We start from the raw sequence: 22,652 nt of genomic DNA on the forward strand, positions 1-22,652 counted from the left end.
CTCGGCCCGGTGATCCGAACCTATGACCATTGGTACTACGCCCTCGTCCCACCGCAGACCGCCGCCCACTGGACATCGCCGCACGCCGTGTGTCGTAGTAGCCCACTCCGTACGGGGCGTCCTCGTACAGCACGGCGCCCTTCATCGGCCCATGCGCGGCGCCCGCCATCACCTGCCAGGGCGAGCGCCCGGAGACCATCAGGTCCCGCGCCAGGTCCGCGTCGAGCTCCGCCAGGAAGCCGTCCGCGCCGCCCTCGCGCAGCGCCGCACCGATCCGGGCGTCCAGCCCCTCGGCGCGCTCGTCCAGGTAGCCCGGGGCCTTCAGGGTGCGCCGCGCGCTGCCGTCGCCCAGGACCAGCAGCCCCACGCGCCCGGCCCAGTCGGCCACCCGCGCGCCGAGCTCGCCGTTGCGCGCGGCGTCGCCGTCCTCGCGCACCTCCAGGCCGCGTACCGGCCCCTGCCAGCCCGCGCGAGCCAGCAGCCAGGCGCCCACGGTCAGCGAGGGCGGCAGCGGCGCCAGGGAGGCGTCCGCGGGGCCGCCGCCGAGCGTCACGTCCACGGGCACTCCGTACGGCCGGAAGGATCCCGCCGCGCCCGGCTCGTGCACCGCGTCGCCGGGCCCCGCACCGACCACGGCGACCAGGTCGGGACCGGCGGCCAGCACGGTCCGCACGGCCGCGTCGCAGGCGTCCCGCAGGGCGTCGAGCTCGGGGGCGGCCCCGGACGCGACCTCGGGGACGATCAGTGGCGGGCAGGGGGCTGCGGCGGCGGCGACAAGCATGATCAGGAGCCTACTTCGCCGCCCACGCGCGCGGATGACCGGCCCGGACCCGCCCACGCCCTCAGGAGCGGCCCGGACTCACCCACGCGCGGAGGAACCGGCGCGGCGAGCCCGTACGCGACGATCCGCCCACGCGCGCGTGAGCCCCGCCCGGATCCCGGACGGGGCTCACACGGAGGACTGCGACCGGCACTCCGGCCGGCCGGTGCGCGTCAGTTCACCGCGCAGCCGCCGGTGGCGGCCGGGAGCGGCTCGGGAACGCCGATCTTGGGCAGGCCCAGCAGCACGCCCGCGGGCTTGGCCAGCGCCCCGGTGGTGCGCTTCTCCCAGGCGTCGCCCGCGCGCGTGCGGCGCACGCCCAGCGTGGCGCCCTCCGCGAGCAGGTGGTGCGGGGCCGCGTAGGTGATCTCGACGGTCACCACGTCGCCCGGGCGCACCTCCTCGTCGGGCTTGGTGAAGTGGACCAGGCGGTTGTCGGGGGCGCGGCCGGAGAGGCGGTGCGTGGCACCGTCCTTGCGGCCCTCGCCCTCGGCGACCATCACGTCGAGGGTGCGGCCGACCTGCTTCTTGTTCTCCTCCCAGGAGATCTCCTCCTGGAGGGCGACCAGGCGCATGTAGCGCTCCTGGACGACCTCCTTGGGGATCTGCCCGTCCATCTCGGCGGCCGGGGTGCCCGGGCGCTTGGAGTACTGGAAGGTGAAGGCATTGGCGAAGCGGGCCTCGCGGACCGCGTGCATGGTCTGCTCGAAGTCCTCCTCGGTCTCGCCGGGGAAGCCCACGATGATGTCGGTGGAGATGGCCGCGTGCGGGATGGCCGCGCGGACCTTCTCGATGATCCCGAGGAAGCGCTCCTGGCGGTACGAGCGGCGCATCGCCTTCAGGACGGTGTCCGAGCCGGACTGCAGCGGCATGTGCAGCTGCGGCATCACGTTCGGCGTCTCGGCCATGGCGGCGATCACGTCGTCGGTGAAGTCGCGCGGGTGCGGCGAGGTGAAGCGGACCCGCTCCAGGCCCTCGATGCGGCCGCAGGCGCGCAGGAGCTTGGAGAACGCCTCGCGGTCACCGATGTCGGAGCCGTACGCGTTGACGTTCTGGCCGAGCAGCGTGATCTCCGAGACGCCCTCGTCCACCAGGGCCTCGATCTCGGCGAGGATGTCGCCGGGGCGGCGGTCCTTCTCCTTGCCGCGCAGCGCCGGGACGATGCAGAACGTGCAGGTGTTGTTGCAGCCCACGGAGATCGACACCCAGGCCGCGTAGGCGGACTCGCGCCGGGTCGGCAGCGTGGAGGGGAACGCCTCCAGCGACTCCGCGATCTCGACCTGGGCCTCCTCCTGCACGCGGGCGCGCTCCAGGAGGACCGGGAGCTTGCCGATGTTGTGCGTGCCGAAGACGACGTCGACCCACGGGGCCTTCTTGACGATGGTGTCGCGGTCCTTCTGGGCCAGACAGCCGCCGACGGCGATCTGCAGGCCCGGACGCTCGGCCTTCATCGGGGCGAGCCGGCCGAGGTTGCCGTACAGGCGGTTGTCGGCGTTCTCGCGCACCGCGCAGGTGTTGAAGACGATGACGTCGGCCTCGCCCTCAGCCGCGCCCTCGGGCGCGCGCACGTAGCCGGCATCCTCCAGCAGGCCCGACAGGCGCTCGGAGTCGTGGACGTTCATCTGGCACCCGTAGGTGCGCACCTCGTAAGTTTTCGCAGTCATCGCGTCCCCCAGGGTACGGGGTCGTCCCAGTGGCGTGTCGCCGCCGGGAGGCTGGCGGGTGGCAGCCAGGGCCTGGCCATTACAGGGAGTGAGCTGGCAGGATCTCGGCATGCTCCTGCTCCCGCCGCGCCTCAGCCGACGCCGCGCCTTCCAGGGGGCCGCCGCGGCCCTGGTGGCGTTCGCGCTGCTCGTGTGGTGGCTGCTGTCGGCCGGGGAGTCCTCGCCCCGGGGCAGGATCACGTTCAGTACGGGGGTGCCCTCGGGCGTCTACCAGCTGTACGGGGAGATGCTGGAGAAGGCCCTCGCCCGGGACCTCCCGGACGTCTCCATCACCCTGCGCAACAGCGAGGGGTCGCAGCAGAACCTGGACCGCGTGGTCTCGGGGGAGGCGGACTTCACCGTGGCGACCGCCGACGCCGTCGCCAAGTACCGGCGGGACGGCAAGCCCGGCGCGGACCGGCTGCGCGGCTGCGCCCGGCTCTACGACGACTACGTACAGCTGGTGGTCCCCAAGGGCTCCCGGGTGCGCTCCGCGAGCGACCTGCGCGGGATGCGGGTGGGCGTGGGCCAGCAGGGCTCGGGCGTGCGCCTGATAGCCGAGCGGGTGCTGTCGGCCGCCGGGCTCGACCCGCAGGACGACGTGAAACCCGTGTCGGCCGGGATCGACACCATGCCGGGCCTGCTGCAGCGCGGCGAGCTGGACGCCTTCTTCTGGTCCGGCGGCCTGCCCACCAACGCGGTGCAACGGCTGTCCGAGCGGTTCCCGATACGCCTGGTGCCGCTGGAGGACGAGCTGGTGGACCGGCTGCACCAGGAGGGCGAGGAGGCCACCCGCTACTACCGCTCGGCGGTGGTGCCCGCGGACGCCTACGAGCTGGCGCAGGACCGGCTGCCGGTGAAGACGGTCGCGGTGGCCAACCTGCTGGTGACCACGGACCGCGCCGACCCCGACCTCACCGAGGGCTTCACGCGCACGGTGATCGACAGCCGGGACGCGGTGGGCCACCGGGTGCACCCGGCCCAGCTGGTGGACCTGCGCACGGCGATCTACACGGACCCGCTCCCCCTGCACGAGGGCGCGCGCCGCTATTACCGGTCGGTCAAGCCGTAGGGCCCGTCGCCGGACGGCTTCAGGGCGTCGGGGCCGTACGCGGCAGGGTCACCGTGACCCGCAGGCCGCGCGGCTCGTGGCGGTCGTAGGAGATGGAGCCGCCGCCCGCCGCCAGCAGCGCGCGCGTGATCGACAGGCCGAGGCCGGAGCCCTTGACGTTCTGGTGGCGGTTGCTGCGCCAGAAGCGGTCGCCCACCCGGGTCAGCTCCTCCTCGGTCAGGCCCGGCCCGCAGTCGGTGACGACCACCGTGGAGGTGGTGCCGTTGGAGGCGACCCGCACGGTGACCTCCTCGCCCTCGGGCGTGAACTTCAGCGCGTTGTCGATCACCGCGTCCAGCGCGCTGGAGAGGGCCACCGGGTCAGCCCACGCCGTGACGGGCGAGGTGGCGTCCACCAGCCGTACGCCCTTGTCGTCGGCGACCGGGCGCCAGGAGGCGACCCGCTCGGCGGCCAGCGCCCCGATGTCGGTCAGCTGCAGGTCGGCCGCCGCGTGCTCGGCCAGCGCCAGGTCGAGGAGGTCGTCGAGCACCTGGGCGAGCCGCTTGCCCTCGGTGCGTACGGACGCGATCTCCTCGTTGCCCTCGGGCAGTTCCAGCGCCAGCAGCTCGATGCGCAGCAGCAGCGCGGCCAACGGGTTGCGCAGCTGGTGGGAGGCGTCGGCCACGAAGGCCCGCTGCTGTTCGAGCACGGCCTCGACGTTGTCGGCCATCTCGTTGAACGACTCGGCAAGGCGCCGCAGTTCGGGCGGCCCTCCGGCGGGCGCCACCCGCGAGTTCAGGCGCCCGGTCGCGATGTCGTGGGTGGCGGTGTCCAGGACCCGTACCGGGCGCAGCACCCAGCCGGTGAGCCGGAAGGCGGCGCCGACGGCGAGCAGCATGGCGGCGGCCTCGCCCGCCGCGATCAGCAGCCAGCCCTGCAGGATGCGCCCGCGCAGCTGTCCGGTGGGCGAGTCGGTGAGCACCACGGCGACGACGTCCCCGTCGCGCACCACCGGCGAGGCGACCACCAGGCGGGCGTCGGCGTCCCACGGCCACACCTGCGGAGGGTCGTGGCTGCGGCGCGCGGACAGTGCCTCCTGGTAGGCGCGCCGTCCCTCGCCCTCCTCGGGGATGTCCCAGTCCTGCGGGGCGCGGGCCATGGCCGCGTCGTTGCGCAGGAAGACGCCCGCGTTGATGTCGTACGTGTCGTGGTAGCGGCCCAGCTCCTCGGCGAGGGTCTCCTGGCGTTCGTCGCCGCCCGGGTCGCTCTCGGTGACGAACTGGGCGAGCGCCGAGAAGCGCGCCATGTCGTCGATGCGGTCGATGACGACGGCCTGCTGCTGGGACGCGGCCAGGCTGATGGCGAGCGGGAAGCCGAGCGCCAGCAGGACGCCCGCCATGAGGACGATGAGCAGGGGAAGGAGACGAGTGCGCACGGAAGAGTGTTACGCGGCGGGGGCGACCAGGCGGTAACCGACCCCGCGGACCGTCTCGATCAGGGCGGGCATGCGCAGCTTGGAGCGCAGGGACGCGACGTGCACCTCCAGGGTGCGCCCGGTCCCCTCCCAACTGGTGCGCCACACCTCGCTGATGATCTGCTCGCGGCGGAAGACCACGCCGGGCCGCTGGGCGAGCAGCGCGAGCAGGTCGAACTCCTTGCGGGTCAGCGCCACGGCGTCGCCGTCCACGCTCACCCGGCGGTTGGGCAGCTCGATGAGGACCGGCCCGAGGCGCAGCGCGTCGTCGTCGGCGCCGGTGGCGGGGTCGTCGCCGTGGCCGTGGCGCCGGCTGACCGCGTGGATGCGGGCCAGCAACTCCCCGGTGTCGTACGGCTTGACGACGTAGTCGTCGGCGCCCAGGTTGAGGCCGTGGATGCGCGAGCGCACGTCGGCGCGCGCGGTCACCATGATCACCGGCGTGCTGGTGAGCTTGCGCAGCTTCCCGCAGACCTGGTAGCCGTCCTGGTCGGGCAGGCCGAGGTCGAGCAGGACGACGCCGAACGGCGCCTTGCCCTCGTTGGCCGCGGGCAGCACGGCCTGGAGGGCCTCCTCGCCGCTGCGGGCGTGCGTGACGTCGAACCCGTGCTTGGCCAGGATCGCGGACAGGGCCGCGGCGACGTGGTCGTCGTCCTCGACGAGCAGCAGTCTCACCGGCCCCTCCTCTCCCTGGTCGTGGCGCCCTGGTCGTACTGCGTTACCAGGGCATGAACGCCGATGTCCCCCACGGTAGTCAAGCGCCTTCCCGTTACGTGGGGGTTTCTGTTATGCACCCGGTACTCCGCGCCCCGCCCTGTTCACGCATAGTGTCCGGTTGCAGCCGGATCGTTATGCTCAATTTCCGCTCAGATGTAATGACGCTCGTCGCACTGCGTGATTAGGGTCCTCCCAACCGAGGAGGACGGAGCAAGTTGCCGATGAGCGGAGTGTCAGTGACCAAGGACGCGGAGGGCGCCGTACCGGCCGCGGACGACCTGGTGGTGCTGAGCAACGTCAACAAGCACTTCGGCGCACTGCACGTGCTCCAGGACATCGATCTGACGATCGGCCGGGGCGAGGTCGTCGTCGTCATCGGACCCTCCGGGTCCGGCAAGTCCACGCTGTGCCGCACGATCAACCGGCTGGAGACCATCGACTCCGGCGCGATCGCCATCGACGGCAGGCCGCTCCCCCAGGAGGGCAAGGAGCTGGCCCGGCTGCGCGCCGACGTCGGCATGGTGTTCCAGTCGTTCAACCTCTTCGCCCACAAGACCGTCCTCGAGAACGTGATGCTGGGCCAGGTCAAGGTCCGCAGGACGGACAAGAAGGCGGCGGAGGAGAAGGCTCGCGCCCTCCTCGACCGCGTCGGCGTGGGCACCCAGGCCGACAAGTACCCCGCCCAGCTCTCCGGCGGCCAGCAGCAACGCGTCGCGATCGCGAGGGCGTTGGCGATGAACCCCAAGGTCATGCTCTTCGACGAGCCCACCTCGGCGCTCGACCCGGAGATGATCAACGAGGTCCTGGACGTCATGCAGCAGCTGGCCAGGGACGGCATGACGATGGTCGTCGTCACGCACGAGATGGGCTTCGCCCGCTCGGCGGCCAACCGTGTCGTCTTCATGGCCGACGGGAAGATCGTCGAAGAGGCCACGCCCGATCAGTTCTTCAGCAACCCGCGCAGCGACCGGGCCAAGGACTTCCTGTCGAAGATCCTTCACCACTGACGACCAACGACCCACGACACAAGGGATGTTCACCATGAAGCTCCGCAAGTCCGCCGCCGTCGCGGCTCTCGCCGTGCTCGCGCTGACCGCCACCGCCTGCGGCGGCAAGGAGGGCTCCGCCGGTGACAAGCCGAGCAACCCGGCCGGCTCCAACGCCCCCAAGGCTCCCGAGTACGCGGTCGCCAAGGACGTGAAGCTCGACGCCTCCGCCACCTTCAAGAAGGCCAAGGAGCGCGGCAAGCTGGTCATCGGCTCCAAGGCCGACCAGCCGTTCCTGGGCTTCGAGGACCAGTCGACCAAGGAGCGCTCGGGCTTCGACATCGAGATCGCCCGGATGATCGCCGCCGACCTGGGCTTCTCCAAGGACCAGATCGAGTGGAAGACGGTCGACTCCGCCTCCCGCGAGTCCGCGATCTCCACCGGCCAGGTCGACTACTACGTCGGTACGTACACGATCAACGACAAGCGCAAGCTGCAGGTCGGCTTCGCCGGTCCGTACTACAAGGCGGGCGCCGACCTCCTGGTCCGCAAGGACGAGAGCGGCATCACCGGCCCGGAGTCGGTCAAGGGCAAGAAGGTCTGCTCGATCAAGGGCTCCACCCCGCTCGCGGAGATCAAGAAGCCGCAGTACGGCGCGCAGACCACCGAGCTCGCCAAGTACTCGGACTGCGTCCAGCAGCTGCTGACCTCGCAGGTCGACGCCGTCACCACCGACGACGCGATCCTCAAGGGCTACGCCGCCGCCAACTCGGGCAAGCTGAAGGTGGTCGGCAAGCCGTTCACCGAGGAGCCCTACGGCATCGGCATGAACAAGGACGACAAGGCCCTGCGCGACTTCATCAACGACGCGCTGGAGAAGCACGAGAAGGACGGCACGTACAAGAAGATCTACGACGCCACCCTCGGCCTGTCCGGCTCGACGTACACCGAGCCCCCGGCCATCGTCCGCTACTGACGCTCCGCCGGTCGCGCACGACTGACGTTCCGTCATCCGACGCGCCCCGTACGACCGTACGGGGCGCGGCTCCCCTTGTCCGTACGCAGTCCCTTGTCCGTACGCAGCCCCGCCAGCCGCTGACCGCCGACGCGGAGACCTCATGAACGTACTGTTCGACAACTTCCACGACTTCCGCGACGGCTTCATAGGAACCCTGTCGATCACGCTCGTCAGTACGGCGATCGCCCTGGTCCTCGGAATCGTCATCGCCGGATTCCGGGTGTCGCCCGTCCCGCCGCTGCGCTACTTCGGCACGGCCTGGGTGACCCTGCTGCGCAACACCCCGCTGACCCTGCTGTTCCTGGTGTCGGCCTTCGTCATCCCCGAGATCCTCTTCCCCGGCATGAGCTCCTTCGTGCTCGGCTCGCTCGCCGTGGGCTTCTACACCTCGGCCTTCGTCTGCGAGGCCGTGCGCTCCGGCATCAACACCGTGCCGCTGGGCCAGGCCGAGGCCGCCCGCTCGCTGGGCATGACCTTCTCCCAGACGCTGCGGCTGATCGTGCTGCCGCAGGCCACCAGGACCGTACTGCCCCCGCTGAGCAGCATCCTGATCGCGCTCACCAAGAACACCGCGATCGCCGGCGCCTTCAGCGTCACCGAGCTGTTCGGCTGGCAGAAGGCGGTCAGCGAGCAGGGTTACGCGATCCTGCCCGTCTTCTTCTGGGTCGCCGTCGGCTATCTGATCATCACCTTCGCCTACAGCGCCGTCTTCCGTCTCCTTGAGCGCCGACTGGAGGTCGCCCGATGAGTGCCAGCGTTCTCTACGACGCCCCCGGCCCCAAGGCCCGTCTGCGCAACCGGATCTACGCGGTCGTCGGCACCCTCGCGATCGCCGCCCTGATCGCGATCAGCGTCAAGCGCCTCGCCGACAAGGGCCACCTCGCCCCCGAGATGTGGGACATCTTCAACTACTCGGGCATCCGGCAGAACGTCGCGGACGCTCTCGTCGCCACCCTCAAGGTCTTCGCCCTCGCGGCCGTCGGCTCGCTGGTCATCGGTGTGCTGCTGGCCGTCGGCCGGCTCTCCGAGCACCGGGTCGTGCGCTGGGTGGCCACCGCCTTCATCGAGATCTTCCGCTCGATCCCGCTGCTGATCACGATCTTCGCGATCTGGATCGGCTTCCTGCCCGACGCCTCCATGTGGGCACTGGCGATCGGCCTGTCGGTCTACAACGGCTGCGTCCAGGCCGAGGTGCTGCGCGCCGGCGTCAACTCCGTACCGCGCGGCCAGCGCGAGGCGGCGTACGCGCTCGGCATGAGCAAGACGCAGGTGATGATCAGCGTCCTGATGCCGCAGGCGGTCCGCGCGATGCTGCCGACCATCATCAGCCAGCTCGTGGTCACCCTGAAGGACACCTCGCTCGGCTACATCATCCTGTACCCCGAGCTGCTGTACTCGGCCCGGCTCATCGCCTCCAACACGCTGGTCAACGGGCAGTACCCGTACGTCTCCACGATCGTGGTCTTCGGCACCATCTACGTCGCCCTGTGCCTGGCGCTGTCCGCGCTGGCCACCTGGATCGAGAAGCGCGGACGCCGCTCCAAGACCAGCGTCGGCATCGCGAAGGCGGCCGAGCCCTCGACGATGCAGGCGGTCGGCAGCGGCGAGGCCCTCAACTCCGGCGCACTGATCGCCAAGGTCCCCGACGGCGGTGCGAGCGGCCAGAACTGACGGGTCGTGACATCATCCGAGTGGCTCAGGGGGGCAGTGGCGGTCGCGCCACTGCCCCCGTCACTTGACGCAAGCACCCGCAGTAGGTTGCATACGTTCTGTGATCGCGCACCCGGCTCCAGCCGCTCCACTTCGTGATGTCCGCCTGTCCGTCCTGGTGCCCGGAGCCACCCCGTGGACCCGGTGATCATCGTGGGCGGGGGGCCCGTCGGCCTCGCGCTCGCCCTCGCCCTCGCCGCCCAGAAGGTCCCCTCGGTCGTCCTCGACGAGGGCCCCGGCAAGGACGAACCGCGCCCCGCCCGCACCGTCGTGCTCCGGTCCGACACCGCAGGCCTGGTGGAACGGCTCGGCTGCGCCACGGTGCGTGACGAAGGATGCCGCTGGGTCGGCTGGCGCTCCCGCCGGCGCAAGCAGGAAGTGCGCCACCTCCCGCTCGGCGGCGACGAGGGCGTCACGCCCCCGCTGCACCTCCCCCAGCACGCCCTGACCCGCGGGCTGCGCGACGCCGTCGCGGGCCAGGAGCTGATCCAGGTCGTCACGCACGGTCGCCTGGACTCGATCGAGCAGGACGCCTCCGGCATCACCGCGCACACCCGGGGGCCCGACTCCACGTGGTGGCGCGGCAGTTACCTGGTCGGCTGCGACGGCGCCCGCTCGACCGTACGCAAACTGCTCGGCGTGCGCTTCCCCGGCCGCACCGCCGTGGAGCGGCACGCCGTCGCCGCCCTGCGCGTCGAACTCCCCTGGCCCGACGAGGCCCTGTTGCACCGTCAGCCTCCGTGGCGGGGATCCGAGGAGGTCACCGCCCGTCCGCTGCCCGACGGCGTCTGGCGGCTGGACTGGCTGCTGCCGCCGCGCGGCGACCTGGTGACGCCCGACGCGCTGGTGACCCGGGTGCGCGAGACCCTCGGCGGCTGGTGCGGCGAGACCCCGCCGTACGAACTGCTCGACACCGGCGTCTACACCCTCCACCACCGGCTGGCCCGGCGCTGGCGGGTCGGCCGGGCGTTCCTGGCGGGCGACGCCGCCCACCTGCTGGGCGCCCTGGGCACCCAGGGGCTCGACGAGGGGCTGCGCGACGCCGACAACCTGGCCTGGAAGCTGGCGCACGCCTGGCACCACGGCCCCGCCGAGACCCTGCTCGACAGCTACCAGACCGAGCGGCGCTCCGCCGTCGCCGCGCGGCTGCGCGCCGCCGACCAGTCGCTGCCCGCGCTGCGCGGCGGCGGGGGCCTGCGCGCCTACCTGCCGGGCAGCACGCGCGGCCACGACGCCCTGCTGACCGACGGGCACCTGGGGCTCGGCCCGCTGGGCGCGCCGCCCGCCTACCCGCACTCACCGCTCGCCCCGGCCCCGGCGCGGGGCCACACCACGGTCGGTACGGCCACCGGCGCCCCGGTCGAGGACGTACGGGTGACCGCGCCCGACGGGACCACGGTCATGCTCAGGGACCGGCTGGGCGGCGGGCGGCTCCTGGTGGTACTGGTCGCTCCCGGCACCGGAGTCTGGGACCGGCGGCACTGGATGTCCGCCGGAGTGATGCCGCGCCTCGCGGCGGCCGTGGAAGCGCTGCCGGTCCGCGCGGAGCTGCTGGTGACCGAGGCGTACCCGGACGCGGCGGCGCACACCGTGCTGCTGGTACGGCCCGACGGGCACCTGGTCGCCGCGTTCAACGGGGTGCTCCCCGACGAACTGCACGAGGCGGCCGACGCGGCGCGCGGGGGCGCACCCGCCCCGACGGACGAGCGGAAGGAGAACGCTCCCACCGCGGACGTCAATTGACCGCCGCGCGGCGCCGTGGTGTACTCCGATTCATGACCGACACCGATGTGCGCCTGTGGCGGAGGGTCCATATGGACCTCGTCCGCTACGCGGGCTGCGTGTGTCGCCCGTCCTGCTGAATTCGCCCTTCCTTCCGCGTGCCGTCCCGCCCCGGTGAGCCCTGCTCCCGTGGCCCGCGTACGGCTCCGCTCCCCGTGCGGCCCGTCCTCCGGCGGCCCCGTGGCGGCACGCGACCTTTCGCGAACTCCAGGACGGTCCTCCGTGTCACCTTCTTCCGCCGCACCCTCCTCCCTCGCCGCCCCCGTGCCGGACCACGCGCCCGCCGACGGCTCCCCGGCCCGCGCCTCCGGCCCGACGAGCGCGGAACTGCTCGACTTCGTCCGCCGCACCGCCACCGACACCGCGCTGATCGCCTCGCTCCCGCTCGACCCCGAGGGGCGCACCTGGGTACGGCTGGAAGGGCCCGGCGGCAGCGAGGCCTGGCTGATCGGCTGGCCGCCCGGCACGGGCACCGGCTGGCACGACCACGCCGAGTCGGTCGGCGCCTTCGCCACCGCGGCCGGCTCGCTGCGCGAGGACTCGCTGGCCGCGCGCCTCCCCTCGGGCGGCTGGCGGACCCTGGAGCTGGACGGCGACATCGACAGGGAACGGGAGCTGGGCGCGGGCGAGGGGCGCGCCTTCGGCCGCTACCACGTGCACGACGTGCGCAACGAGTCGCCCACCGAGCACGCGGTGTCCGTGCACGCGTACTACCCGCCGCTTCCCCTGCTGCGGCGTTTCAGCCGCAACGGGTCGGTGCTGCGCCTGGAACACGTCGAGCGTCCGGAGGACTGGAATTGAGCGAGCACACGTCGATCGACACGCTTCTGGAACGCGTCCGCGAGGACCTGGACCGCATCGGACCGCGCGAGGCGCTCACCGCGTACGAGAACGGGGACGCCCTGCTCGTCGACATCCGCTACGCCGCGCTGCGGGACCGGGACGGGCTGATCCCGGGCGCCGTGGTGGTGGAGCGCAACGAGCTGGAGTGGCGCCTCGACCCCCAGGGCAGCCACCGGCTTCCGGAGGCGGTGGACCACGACCTGCGGGTGGTGGTGATCTGCAACGAGGGCTACGCCTCGTCCCTCGCGGCCGCCTCCCTGCGGCAACTGGGCCTGCACCGCGCGACGGACCTGATCGGCGGCTTCCAGGCCTGGAAGGCGGAGGGCCTGTCGGTGGAGGGGGCGTAGGCGGAGGGGGCGTAGGCGGAGGAGTCGGGGTGACGGAGCTGTCGGTGGAGGAGGCGCGGGCGGAAGAGCCGTCGGCGGAGGAGCTGCGCTGACGGGGCTGTCGGTGTCGGTGTGGGCGGAGGAGCTGGTCCGGGGCGCGGTGGTGGGCGCCACCCCCGTGGGCGCCCTCCTCCGCGTCGGCCGGTCCGGCTACTCCGGCTCCGGCCAGTCCTCCAGCTCGTCGCCCTCTTGCTCCAGGGCCTGGCGCACCACCCGCAGGGCCATTCCCTCCGGATAGCCCTTGCGGGCGAGCATGCCCGCGAGGCGGCGCAGCCGGCGGTCGCGCTCCAGACCGCGGGTGGCCCTGAGCTTGCGGGCCACGAGCTCGCGCGCGGTCTCCTCCTCCTGCTCGGAGTCGAGCCGCCCGACGGCGTCGTCGATCAAGGAGGACTCCACGCCCTTGGTCCGCAGTTCGCGGGCCAGGGCGCGCCGCGCCAGCCCCCGGCCGTGGTGCCGGGACTCCACCCACGCCCCGGCGAAGGCCGCGTCGTCGATGAGGCCCACGTCCTCGAAGCGGGACAGGACCTCCTCGGCGACGTCGTCCGGGATCTCGCGCTTGCGCAGCGCGTCCGCGAGCTGCTTGCGCGTACGCGGGGTCCCGGTGAGCAGGCGCAGGCAGATCGCCCGCGCCCGCTCAGCCGGATCCTGGGGTGACAGCTCCTTCTCGGCCCTCGACGAGTCGGCGCTGTCACCCGGCCATTCGGTGCGGCGGGTCACGGCGGATCAGCTCTTGGCCGCCGCGGCCTTGGTCGCCTTGGTGGCCTTGGCCGCCGGGGCCGGGACGGACGTCGCCGTCTCGCCGTCGGTCGCGGCCGCCGGGGCGGCACCGTCCGCGGCCGCCTCCTCCGGCTCCGCCGGACGGACGCCGACGCCCAGCTTCTCCTTGATCTTCCTCTCGATCTCGTTGGCGAGGTCGGGGTTGTCCTTCAGGAAGTTGCGGGCGTTCTCCTTGCCCTGGCCGAGCTGGTCGCCCTCGTACGTGTACCAGGCACCGGCCTTGCGGACGAAGCCGTGCTCCACGCCCATGTCGATCAGGCCGCCCTCGCGGCTGATGCCCTGGCCGTAGAGGATGTCGAACTCGGCCTGCTTGAAGGGCGGCGCAACCTTGTTCTTGACGACCTTGACGCGGGTGCGGTTGCCGACCGCGTCGGTGCCGTCCTTGAGGGTCTCGATGCGGCGGATGTCCAGGCGCACCGAGGCGTAGAACTTGAGCGCGCGGCCACCGGTCGTGGTCTCCGGCGAGCCGAACATCACGCCGATCTTCTCGCGGAGCTGGTTGATGAAGATCGCGGTGGTCTTGGACTGGTTGAGCGCACTGGTGATCTTGCGGAGGGCCTGGCTCATCAGACGGGCCTGGAGGCCGACGTGCGAGTCGCCCATCTCGCCCTCGATCTCCGCACGCGGCACGAGCGCCGCCACGGAGTCGATGACGATCAGGTCGAGCGCGCCGGAGCGGACCAGCATGTCCACGATCTCCAGCGCCTGCTCGCCGTTGTCCGGCTGGGACAGGATCAGGTTGTCGATGTCGACGCCGAGCTTCTTCGCGTACTCGGGGTCGAGGGCGTGCTCCGCGTCGACGAAGGCGACCTGGCCGCCCGCCTTCTGCGCGTTGGCCACGGCGTGCAGGGTCAGGGTCGTCTTGCCGGAGGACTCCGGGCCGTAGACCTCGACCACACGGCCGCGCGGCAGGCCGCCGACGCCGAGCGCGACGTCGAGCGCGGTCGAGCCGGTCGGGATGACCTCGATGGGCTCCCGGGACCGGTCGCCCATGCGCATGACCGCGCCCTTGCCGAATTGCCGTTCAATTTGTGCGAGCGCGGCGTCGAGCGCCTTCTCGCGGTCGGTTCCTGCCATGGGTTCCACCCGATTTGCTTGAGTCGATCGCTTCACGTCAAAGACGCTAACCCCTGCCACTGACAATGGGCCCCGACGTCCCTCCGACCTGTGGATAACCCGGCTCCCGACCCGGTGGCCGGCTCGTGGCCGACCCCCCGGAAACCCCGGGATTCCAAGGCTCCTTCCACGAGCCGGAAGTCCCATCAGAATGGATGTTCGATTTTGGTGTCAAGCGCACCACACCGGACTCCGTCACGGTAGCCCCGGCCGGTCCCGGCCCGGGCGACGGCGCGTCCCGCACCACCCGAACGAGTGTTCCCGGCGTCCCGGGAAAGCGGCCCGCGGCGGCTCCGCCCCCATTCCCCGCGCCCCTCACTCCCCCACGGTCAGCACGATCTTCCCTGCCGTCCGGCGGCCGTCGCCCCGCTCGTGCGCCTCGGCGACCCGCTCCAGCGGGAACACCGCGGCGACGCGCGGCCGCAGCAGCCCCCGCCCGGCGAGGTCGGCGAGCGCCCGCATCCCGGCGTGGTCGGCCTCCACGACCATGAAGGCGGCCCGCAGCCCGAGCGGCGCGGCCTCCCGCGCGAGCCGGGCCTCCGCCGGGGAGGCCAGCGACACCACGATGCCACCGGGGCGCAGGGTCTTCAGGGAGCGCGGGCCGTAGGCGCCCCCGACGGCGTCGACCACCGCGTCCACGTCCCGTACCACCGCCTCGAAGTCGGTCGCCGTGTGGTCGACCACCTCGTCCGCGCCGAGTTCGCGCAGGAAGGCGTGGTTGGCCGCGCGGGCGGTGCCGATCACGTGCGCGCCGGACGCCTTGGCGATCTGCACGGCGAGGTGCCCGACGCCGCCGGCCGCCGCGTGGACCAGCACCCGCTGCCCGGGCCGCACGTCCGCGACGTCCACGAGCGCCTGCCGGGCGGTCAGTCCGGCCAGCGGCAGCGCGGCCGCCTCCACGTGGGACAGCCCCTCGGGCTTGCGCGCCAGGTGGCGGGCCGGGGAGGTGACGTACTCGGCGTACGTACCGGCGGGGACCGGGTGGCGCGGCATGCCGAACACCTCGTCGCCCGGGGCGAACAGCGTGACGCCGGTGCCGACCGCCTCGACCACGCCGGACACGTCCCAGCCGAGCGGGACGGGCGCGTCGCCGCCCGCGAGGCCCCCGGTGGCCCGGTGCCAGGAGTCGGTCGGGTTGACCCCGGCGGCGCGGACCCGGACGAGCACCTCGGCCGGTCCCGGCTCGGGGCGCTCCACCTCGACGATCCGGAGGGTCTCGGGTCCGCCGAGGGCGTCCTGTCCGACCGCGCGCATCTTCATGTCCTGGGTTCTCCCGTTCGCTCTCCGGGCGGCTCCCCTGGCGGGCCCCCGGCGGGACCAAGACTCCCGCGCCGGATCCCACGCGACGAGTGGCAGGATTGCCATGACCGGAAAGGATCGTGCCAATGCCGGACAGCACCCCCTCGTCCCCCTCGGAGCCTCCCGCCGCCGCACCGCACCGCGTCGTCGTGCTCGCCCTCGACGGCGTCTACCCCTTCGAGATGAGCATCCCGTTCCGGATCTTCGGCACGGCCGAGGACCGGGAGGGACGGCCGTTGTACGAGGTGGTGACCTGCGGGCTCGACAGCGGTCCGGTCCGTACGAGCTCGGACTTCTCGATCTCCCTGGAGCACGGCAGGGAGGCGGTGGCCACGGCCGGCACCCTGGTGGTCCCGCCGTTCACCTGCGGCCCGGACGGCCGGGAGGAGTGGCTGTCCGACGAACTGGCGGACGCGCTCGCCCTGCTGCCGCCGGACGCCAGGATCGTCTCCATCTGCTCGGCGTCGTACGTCCTCGCGGCCGCGGGCCTGCTGGACGGCCGCCCGGCGACCACGCACTGGAACGAGGCGGACGACTTCCAGCGGACCTTCCCCCGGGTGAAGGTCGACGCGAACGTGCTGTTCATCGACGACGGCCGGGTGCTGACCGCCGCGGGCGTCGCCGCCGGCGTGGACCTGTGCCTGCACCTGCTGCGGCGGGACCACGGCAGCGAGGTCGCCAACCGGGTGGCCCGGCTCTGCGTCGTACCGCCGTGGCGCGAGGGCGGACAGGCGCAGTACATCGAGCGTCCGGTGCCGGAGCCGACGGACACCACGACGGCGGCCACGCGCGCGTGGGCGCTGGAGCGCCTCGACCGGCCGCTGCCGCTCGCCGAACTGGCCGCGCACGCGCGCATGAGCGTGCGCACCTTCTGCCGCCGCTTCCGCGACGAGGTGGGGGTGCCGCCGGGCCAGTGGCTGGTGCAGCAGCGGGTCAAGCACGCGCTGCGGCTGCTGGAGACGACGGACCTGTCGGTGGACCGGGTGGCGGCCGAGTCGGGGTTCGGCACCGCCGTGTCGATGCGGCAGCACCTGGCGTCGGTGGTCGGGGTGTCCCCGACGGCGTACCGCCACACCTTCCGCGCGCTCGCGCGCGCGTAGTCCCCGGACCCTCCCCTGCCCTCTCCGGGTCCGGCCCGCGTGCCCACCGGTACGGTTGGCCAACTCGTCCGCACGGTTCACGAGTTGACCGGCCGGGTCGCTGCGCACACGGCGCCGATTCCGGGAAAATCCCTATGCAGAGAACCCTCTGCACCCCTACGCTCCCCGGCATGTCCGACGCACCCGCCCCGCACCCCGCGCCCACCCGGCGCATGGACGCCCGCAGCCTGCGCGGGCTCGCGCACCCGCTGCGGATGCGCATCCTGGAACTGCTCAGCCTGGACGGTCCTGCCACCGCGTCCCGGCTCTCCGCACGGCTCGGCGAGAACACCGGCACCGTCAGCTGGCACCTGCGCCACCTGGCAGAGCACGGCTTCATCGAGGAGGAGACGGGCCGCGGCACCAAGCGCGAGCGCTGGTGGCGCCGCACGGCCGAGCGCCATGAACTGCGCATATCCGATTTCCGCGACGACCCCGACGCACACGGCGCCCTGTCGGTCTACCTGAGCGAGCTGGTGCGGCAGTTGTTCAGCCGCGTCATGACGTACGTGGGCGAGGACTGGGACGCCACCTGGCGCGCGGCGGGCACCATCGCCGACTGGCGCGACCTGCGCCTGACACCGGCCCAGCTCATGGCCCTCAACGAGGAACTGACGGCCGTCGTGGCCCGGTACGCGCGCGTGGCGGACGACGCGCCCGCCCCCGACGCGCTGCCGGTCGTCGTGCAGCTCCAGTCGTTCCCGCGCCGGGACCCCACCGCGACCGGGGACGACGCGTGAGCCTGCTGCGCCGCCACCGCGACTTCCGGCTGCTGTGGTGCGGGGAGACGGCGGGGAAGTTCGGGGCGTCGGTGACGAGCGTGGCCATGCCGCTGGTGGCGGTGTCCACGCTGGGGGCGGGCCCGTTCCAGGTCGGGGTCCTGACAGCCGCGTCCTGGCTGCCCTGGCTGGCCGTGGGGCTGCCCGCGGGCGCCTGGGTGGACCGGGTGCGGCGCCGCCCCGTGATGCTCGTGGCGGCGGCCGTCTCGCTCGTGCTGTTCGCCGCGGTGCCCGTGGCGTCCGCGACGGGCCACCTGACGACGGGTCTGCTGCTCGCCGTCGCACTCCTCGCGGGCACGGCCGCCGTCTTCTTCCAGACCGCCTACACCGCCTACCTGCCGTCCCTGCTCTCCGCCGCCGACCAGCCGGAGGGCAATGCCAAGCTGCACGGCAGCGCGTCGGCCGCGCAGATCGCCGGACTCGGCTCCGGGGGCCTGATCGCCCAGCTCGCCGGGGCGGTCAACGGGATGCTCGTCAACGCGGCCACCTTCCTGGTCTCCCTGGTGTGCCTGGCGGGCGTCCGCCACCGCGAGCCGCGCCCGGCCCGCCCCGAGCACCGCACGGGACTGCTCCGGGAGGTCGGCGAAGGACTGCGGCTGATCGCGCACGACCCCTGGCTGCGCGCGTTCACGCTGTTCGGCGGCGTCTCGAACCTCGCCCTGATGGGGTACCAGTCGATCCAGGTGGTCTTCCTGGTCCGCGCGGGCCTGGCCCCCGGCACGGTGGGTGCGCTGGTCGCCGCCGGGGCGGCCGGAGGGGTCGCGGGGGCACTGGTCGTACGGCGGGTGGCCGGCCGGATCGGCACGGCCCGCGCGACGCTCGTCTTCGAGCTGGGCCTGGTGACCGGTGCGCTGCTGATGCCGCTGGCGGGCGGCGGGGCGTCCGCGCTGCTCTTCGTGGCCGGGAGCGTCTGCGTGACGGCCGGGGTGGTGGCGGGCAACGTCCTCAAGTCCGGCTTCACCCAGCGCTACTGCCCGCCGGAGCTGCTCGGCCGGCTGACCGCGAGCGCGGCGTTCGTGTCGTACGGGACCATCCCGCTCGGGGCGCTGCTCGGCGGGGCGCTGGGGGACGCGCTCGGCGTCCGTACGGCGATGTGGATCACCACGGCGGGGGTGCCGCTGGCCGGCCTGGTGCTGGCCTTGTCCCCGATCGGACGCTGCCGCGACCTGCCGACGGAGCCCCCGGCCGCCCTGGGGTCCGCGACGCCCGGGGGCGGCTCTCCGGGAGCCCGCCGGGAGCCCGCGCGCCCGGCCTGACCGGCGGGGCGCCGCCTCCTCGCGCGGCGGGCCGCTCAGGCGTCGTCGCGGTCCGGCGGCGGCGTGTCGTCGGACCGGTGGCGCAGGGCGCGCTGCACGCGCGCGAGGACCGCCTCGCCCTGCCTGCGGTGCCCGTGCACGCGCGGGTCCTCCGTCACGTCGTACCGCTTGACGTAGGCGCCGAGGAACGCCTGGAGGGTGGCCACCGCGGGGATCGCGATCAGGGCGCCCACCGCGCCGAGCAGGGCGGTGCCCGCGATGACCGAGCCGAAGGCCACCGCGGGGTGGATGTCGACGGTCTTGGCGGTCAGCTTGGGCTGGAGCACGTAGTTCTCGAACTGCTGGTACACCACGACGAAGACCAGCACCCACACCGCGTACCAGGGGTCCTCGGTGAAGGCGATGAGCATCGGCAGGGCACCCGCCAGATAGGTGCCGATGGTGGGGATGAACTGTGAGACCAGGCCGACCCACACGGCGAGCGCGGGCGCGTAGGACACGCCGAGGGCTTCGAGCAGGATGTAGTGGGCGATGCCGGAGATCAGGGCCATCAGGCCGCGCGAGTAGAGGTAGCCGCCGGTCTTGTCGACCGCGATCTCCCAGGCGCGCAGTACCTCGGCCTGGCGCGCGGGCGGCAGTACGGAGCACAGGGCGCGGCGCAGCCGGGGTCCGTCGGCGGCGAAGTAGAACGCGAACAGGAAGATCGTCAGCAGCCGGAACAGTCCGCCCATGACGGTGGCGGAGACGTCGAGCACCCCCGTGGCACTGTTCTGCACGTACTTGCGCAGCCAGTCCGAGCGCAGGATGTTGTCCTGCAGTTCCACCCGCGACAGTTCCGTGTGGAACGTGTGGTTGATCCAGTTGATGACCTTGTCGAGGTAGTCGGGGAAGTCGTCGACCATGTCGGCGATCTGGCCCGCGAGCATCGAGCCCAGCAGCACCGTGAAGCCGACGCCGACCACCAGCAGCCCGAAGAACACCAGGAACGTGGCGAGTCCGCGCCGCATCCCGCGCGCGGCCATCCGCCCGACGGCGGGTTCGATGGCGAGCGCGATGAAGAACGCGATCAGGATGTTGATCAGCAGGCCCATGAGCTGGAGGAACGCCCACGAGCCCAGCTGGAAGACCGCGTACAGCGCGAGGGCGAGCACCATCGCGCGGGGCAGCCAGCGGGGCATCCGCGCGGGGCCGGGCGAGGGCGGCGCGTCGCCGGTCCCGCCCCCCGCGCCGCCGGACGGTGCGCCGGTTGTCCGCGCGGCCGCGCCCCCGTCCGTCGCCGCGGTCTGGGTCGCTGGTTCGTTCTCGGTGGCTGCCACGGGATCAAGTCTGGCGTACCCGTAGGACAACGGGCCCCACCCCCGCATGTCACCTCTTGTCGGAGATCGTCCTCAGCGCTTGTCGGACGGCACGTCCACGGCCGCGCACACCGCCCGCCACACGTCCTTCGTCTCCCAGCCGGCGTCCAGTGCCTCGTGCACCGTCCGGCCGCCCAGCTCCGACATCACGTGGTCCCGCGCGAAGGACTCGGCATAGGACGCACCGAAGTGGTCCGCCATGCGCTCCCAGAAAATCGTCAACCGCATGTGTCCAGTATCCCGCCCGTAGAACGCTCCTGAGAGTGCAGCCCGGCCCGGAACCATTGCCGCAAGCCCTTTCCGCCCTACCGTCGGAACATGGCTGGAAAACCCCTGTCGTCCGGAACGCCCCTCGCGCGCGCCGAGCACTTCGTCTGGCTGACGGCCCGCGTGCTGGAACAGCACCGGTTCGCCTACCACTTCCTGGGCGGCGACGCCGAGGCCGTCGAGACGGCGCTCGCCTCCTACCTCAACGCGGACGGCGGCTACGGCCACGCCCTGGAACCCGATATGCGCGGCCCGGTCAGCCAGCCGCTGCACACCGCACAGGCGCTGCGCGTGCTGGACTCCATCGGCCGCTGCGGCGGACCGCGCGTGGAGCGCGCCTGCCGCTACCTGACCGGGGTCTCCACCCGCGAGGGCGCGCTGCCCGCCCTGCACCCCTCGCTGCGCGGCTATCCGTACGCGCCGTTCATGCCACTGTCCGACGACCCGCCCGGGGAGTTGCTGGCGACCGGCCCGGTGGTGGGCCTGCTCCACCGCAACCAGGTGTGGCACGCATGGCTGTTCCGGGCCACCGACTTCTGCTGGGCCGCCATCGACGCGCTGGACGCGTCGCACCCGTACGAGATCGAGGCGGCGGTCGCCTTCCTCGACGGCGTGCCCGACCGCCCGCGCGCGGAGGCGGCGGCGGACCGGCTGGGCCGGATGGTGCGCGACCAACGGCTGGTGGCGCTGGAGCCGGACCGCCTGGACCAGTACCCCGTGGCGGACGGCTACGCGCCGACCGAGCACCACTTCGCGTACGACTACGCGCGCGTGCCCGACTCGCTGGCCCGGCGGTGGTTCACGGAGGAGGAGATGGAAAGCGCCCTGGACCACCTGGCCGCCGCGCAGCAGGAGGACGGCGGCTGGCCGATCAACTGGCGCGCGTGGGCGCCGGGTACCGCCCTGGAGTCGCGCCCGGTCGTCACGATCGAGGCCCTGCGCACCCTGCGGGCCCACGGCCGCGCCGTCGGGTGAGCGCGCGGGCCCCGGACGGCGCCGTCACGCCAGGGCCCGTACCCCCGCCGTCACGAGCACCGCGGCGGCGACCACGACCAGGAACGGGGCGCGCAGCACCAGCGCCACGGCGGCGGCGCCGACGCCCGCCACGCGCGCGTCCAGGACCAGGGTGGCGCCCGAGGCGAAGGTCTGCTGCGCGGTGAGCGCCGCGAGCAGGGCCACCGGCAGCAGGGCGGCGAGCCGCTGCACCAGCGGGCGCTCCAGGGCTCCGGCGGGGACGAGCAGCCCGACGAGCTTGACCAGGTAGCAGCCGGCCGCCGTCAGCGCGATCGCGATCCAGACGTTCACCGGGCACTCTCCTCACGGGCGCCCGCGCGGCGCCCTCTCACGTACAGCACGGCGGGCGCGGCGAGGGCCGCGACCAGGACGGGTACGCCCGCGGGCAGCACCGGCAGCAGCCCGAGGCCCAGGACGACGGCGAGGCCCGCGACGGCCCGCTCGGTCGCCGAGCGCAGCATGGGGGCGAGCAGGGCGAGGAAGACCGCGGGCCCGGCCGCGTCCAGGCCCCAGGCGTCGGTGTCGCCGATCGCCTCGGCACCCAGGGCCCCCAGGAGCGTGGTCAGGTTCCACAGGACGTACAGGGTGAGCCCGGTGACGGTGAAGCCGAGCCGTACGCCGCGCCGGTGCGGCTGGGCCAGGGCCACGGCGGTGGTCTCGTCGATGACCCAGTGCGCGGCGAGCGGGCGCACCGCGCGCGGGAGGGCCAGGAGCTGGGACAGGCGCAGGCCGTAGAAGGCGTTGCGGGTGCCGAGGAAGAACGCGCCCGCGGCCGCGGTGAACGGGTTGCCGCCCGCCGCGAGCGCCCCGACCAGCGCGAACTGGGAGGCGCCGGTGAAGACCAGGAGGCTGAGGGCGCAGCTCTGGAGCAGGGTCAGTCCCGCCCCGGCCGAGGTCACGCCGAAGGCGAAGCCGGAGAGTCCCACGGCCACGCCGACGCCGAGCGCGTCGCGGACGACCGCCCCGTCGGACTTCACCGGGGACGGTCCTGGGGTCCCGGCTGCCCCGGGTATCTCTGTCGGTGCCGGGCCGTCGGCGGCCGCGGCCCGCTGTGCTGTCGTATCTGCCACGCGGTGGACGGTACGGGCGCGGGCGACGGCGGGTCTTGTACGTTCTTGCACTCCCGCGCACCGTCCCGCCGGCGCCCACCCACGCGCCCG

Annotated in this window: 23 protein-coding genes and 1 pseudogene; 13 read left to right on the forward strand and 11 right to left on the reverse strand. The window is 72.9% G+C overall.

All coding sequences use genetic code 11. The features are described 5' to 3' along the window. Nucleotides 1-97: 97 nt before the first annotated feature. Both ABT160_RS34350 and miaB read right to left on the reverse strand, forming a co-directional pair. Nucleotides 98-781 (reverse strand): annotated as a pseudogene (locus tag ABT160_RS34350) (class III extradiol dioxygenase subunit B-like domain-containing protein); the annotation flags it as partial. A 212-nt stretch (nt 782-993) separates the two neighbouring features. After that, nucleotides 994-2,484 carry a tRNA (N6-isopentenyl adenosine(37)-C2)-methylthiotransferase MiaB gene (miaB, locus tag ABT160_RS34355; RefSeq protein WP_351651883.1) on the reverse strand — a complete coding sequence of 497 codons (1,491 nt, stop codon included), beginning with the start codon at nt 2,482-2,484 and terminating at the stop codon, nt 994-996. 109 nt (nt 2,485-2,593) lie between these two features. Here miaB and ABT160_RS34360 point away from each other — a divergent pair, with 109 nt between their 5' ends. Next, nucleotides 2,594-3,595 carry a TAXI family TRAP transporter solute-binding subunit gene (locus ABT160_RS34360; RefSeq protein WP_351651884.1) on the forward strand — a complete coding sequence of 334 codons (1,002 nt, stop codon included), beginning with the start codon at nt 2,594-2,596 and terminating at the stop codon, nt 3,593-3,595. A 19-nt stretch (nt 3,596-3,614) separates the two neighbouring features. On the opposite strand, the gene ABT160_RS34365 is transcribed toward ABT160_RS34360, so the two are convergent. Together ABT160_RS34365 and ABT160_RS34370 are read right to left on the reverse strand one after the other, a co-directional pair. After that, nucleotides 3,615-5,009 (reverse strand): sensor histidine kinase, encoded by a 1,395-nt coding sequence (locus ABT160_RS34365; RefSeq protein ID WP_351651885.1) that lies wholly within the window; start codon nt 5,007-5,009, stop codon nt 3,615-3,617. A gap of 9 nt (nt 5,010-5,018) precedes the next feature. Beyond that, the gene (locus ABT160_RS34370; protein ID WP_351651886.1) at nt 5,019-5,723 is read right to left on the reverse strand and encodes a response regulator transcription factor; all 705 of its coding nucleotides are present in this window, start codon (nt 5,721-5,723) and stop codon (nt 5,019-5,021) included. 263 nt (nt 5,724-5,986) lie between these two features. On the opposite strand from ABT160_RS34370, the gene ABT160_RS34375 reads away from it, so the two are divergent. From ABT160_RS34375 to ABT160_RS34410, 8 genes are all read left to right on the forward strand, one after another. Next, on the forward strand, nt 5,987-6,772 hold the full coding sequence (locus ABT160_RS34375) for an amino acid ABC transporter ATP-binding protein (RefSeq protein ID WP_351651887.1): 786 nt from the start codon (nt 5,987-5,989) through the stop codon (nt 6,770-6,772). A 34-nt stretch (nt 6,773-6,806) separates the two neighbouring features. Continuing rightward, nucleotides 6,807-7,727 carry a glutamate ABC transporter substrate-binding protein gene (locus ABT160_RS34380; protein ID WP_351651888.1) on the forward strand — a complete coding sequence of 307 codons (921 nt, stop codon included), beginning with the start codon at nt 6,807-6,809 and terminating at the stop codon, nt 7,725-7,727. Between the two features lie 142 nt (nt 7,728-7,869). Further along, nucleotides 7,870-8,517: an amino acid ABC transporter permease gene (locus tag ABT160_RS34385; RefSeq protein ID WP_351651889.1), complete on the forward strand. Its 648-nt coding sequence runs from the start codon at nt 7,870-7,872 to the stop codon at nt 8,515-8,517. Further along, nucleotides 8,514-9,440: an amino acid ABC transporter permease gene (locus tag ABT160_RS34390; protein ID WP_351651890.1), complete on the forward strand. Its 927-nt coding sequence runs from the start codon at nt 8,514-8,516 to the stop codon at nt 9,438-9,440. Before ABT160_RS34385 ends, ABT160_RS34390 begins: the two co-directional genes overlap by 4 nt. 174 nt (nt 9,441-9,614) lie before the next feature. Next, complete coding sequence (locus ABT160_RS34395; protein WP_351651891.1) at nt 9,615-11,222, forward strand: FAD-dependent monooxygenase; 1,608 nt, start codon at nt 9,615-9,617, stop codon at nt 11,220-11,222. Nucleotides 11,223-11,254: 32 nt separating this feature from the next. After that, on the forward strand, nt 11,255-11,341 hold the full coding sequence (locus ABT160_RS34400; RefSeq protein ID WP_311605579.1) for a putative leader peptide: 87 nt from the start codon (nt 11,255-11,257) through the stop codon (nt 11,339-11,341). Nucleotides 11,342-11,525: 184 nt separating this feature from the next. Next, nucleotides 11,526-12,062, forward strand: a complete 537-nt coding sequence (locus tag ABT160_RS34405) for a cupin domain-containing protein (protein WP_351651917.1) — start codon at nt 11,526-11,528, stop codon at nt 12,060-12,062. Beyond that, the gene (locus tag ABT160_RS34410) at nt 12,059-12,451 is read left to right on the forward strand and encodes a rhodanese-like domain-containing protein (RefSeq protein WP_351651892.1); all 393 of its coding nucleotides are present in this window, start codon (nt 12,059-12,061) and stop codon (nt 12,449-12,451) included. The genes ABT160_RS34405 and ABT160_RS34410 overlap by 4 nt, the downstream gene beginning before the upstream one ends. A gap of 189 nt (nt 12,452-12,640) precedes the next feature. Here ABT160_RS34410 and recX read toward each other — a convergent pair whose 3' ends face one another. The 3 genes from recX to ABT160_RS34425 form a co-directional block, all read right to left on the reverse strand. Continuing rightward, nucleotides 12,641-13,207, reverse strand: a complete 567-nt coding sequence (gene recX, locus ABT160_RS34415) for a recombination regulator RecX (RefSeq protein WP_351651893.1) — start codon at nt 13,205-13,207, stop codon at nt 12,641-12,643. A 6-nt stretch (nt 13,208-13,213) separates the two neighbouring features. Next, complete coding sequence (recA, locus tag ABT160_RS34420; protein WP_351651894.1) at nt 13,214-14,344, reverse strand: recombinase RecA; 1,131 nt, start codon at nt 14,342-14,344, stop codon at nt 13,214-13,216. 354 nt (nt 14,345-14,698) lie between these two features. Then, nucleotides 14,699-15,637, reverse strand: a complete 939-nt coding sequence (locus tag ABT160_RS34425) for an NADP-dependent oxidoreductase (protein ID WP_351651918.1) — start codon at nt 15,635-15,637, stop codon at nt 14,699-14,701. A gap of 131 nt (nt 15,638-15,768) precedes the next feature. Between ABT160_RS34425 and ABT160_RS34430 the strand changes: the two genes are divergently transcribed. The 3 genes from ABT160_RS34430 to ABT160_RS34440 all read left to right on the forward strand — a co-directional run bounded on the left by ABT160_RS34430 (nt 15,769) and on the right by ABT160_RS34440 (nt 18,856). Continuing rightward, nucleotides 15,769-16,782, forward strand: coding sequence for a GlxA family transcriptional regulator (locus ABT160_RS34430; RefSeq protein ID WP_351651895.1), 1,014 nt, complete (start codon nt 15,769-15,771; stop codon nt 16,780-16,782). Nucleotides 16,783-16,952: 170 nt separating this feature from the next. Continuing rightward, nucleotides 16,953-17,561, forward strand: coding sequence for an ArsR/SmtB family transcription factor (locus tag ABT160_RS34435; RefSeq protein WP_351651896.1), 609 nt, complete (start codon nt 16,953-16,955; stop codon nt 17,559-17,561). Further along, the gene (locus tag ABT160_RS34440) at nt 17,558-18,856 is read left to right on the forward strand and encodes an MFS transporter (protein WP_351651897.1); all 1,299 of its coding nucleotides are present in this window, start codon (nt 17,558-17,560) and stop codon (nt 18,854-18,856) included. The genes ABT160_RS34435 and ABT160_RS34440 overlap by 4 nt, the downstream gene beginning before the upstream one ends. 35 nt (nt 18,857-18,891) lie before the next feature. Here ABT160_RS34440 and ABT160_RS34445 read toward each other — a convergent pair whose 3' ends face one another. Further along, nucleotides 18,892-20,172: an AI-2E family transporter gene (locus ABT160_RS34445; RefSeq protein WP_351651898.1), complete on the reverse strand. Its 1,281-nt coding sequence runs from the start codon at nt 20,170-20,172 to the stop codon at nt 18,892-18,894. 72 nt (nt 20,173-20,244) lie between these two features. Then, nucleotides 20,245-20,439, reverse strand: a complete 195-nt coding sequence (locus tag ABT160_RS34450) for a DUF3046 domain-containing protein (RefSeq protein WP_351651899.1) — start codon at nt 20,437-20,439, stop codon at nt 20,245-20,247. 90 nt (nt 20,440-20,529) lie between these two features. On the opposite strand from ABT160_RS34450, the gene ABT160_RS34455 reads away from it, so the two are divergent. Then, entirely contained in the window at nt 20,530-21,453 is a 924-nt protein-coding gene (locus tag ABT160_RS34455) for a hypothetical protein (RefSeq protein ID WP_351651900.1), read from the forward strand. A 24-nt stretch (nt 21,454-21,477) separates the two neighbouring features. Here the strand turns inward: ABT160_RS34455 and ABT160_RS34460 are convergent, their stop codons facing one another. Both ABT160_RS34460 and ABT160_RS34465 read right to left on the reverse strand, forming a co-directional pair. Further along, on the reverse strand, nt 21,478-21,783 hold the full coding sequence (locus ABT160_RS34460) for an AzlD domain-containing protein (protein WP_351651901.1): 306 nt from the start codon (nt 21,781-21,783) through the stop codon (nt 21,478-21,480). Then, on the reverse strand, nt 21,780-22,505 hold the full coding sequence (locus ABT160_RS34465) for an AzlC family ABC transporter permease (protein ID WP_351651919.1): 726 nt from the start codon (nt 22,503-22,505) through the stop codon (nt 21,780-21,782). Before ABT160_RS34465 ends, ABT160_RS34460 begins: the two co-directional genes overlap by 4 nt. Nucleotides 22,506-22,652 lie beyond the last annotated feature (147 nt).

The organism is Streptomyces sp. NPDC001941 (assembly GCF_040296945.1).
In the GTDB taxonomy this organism is placed as follows: domain Bacteria; phylum Actinomycetota; class Actinomycetes; order Streptomycetales; family Streptomycetaceae; genus Streptomyces.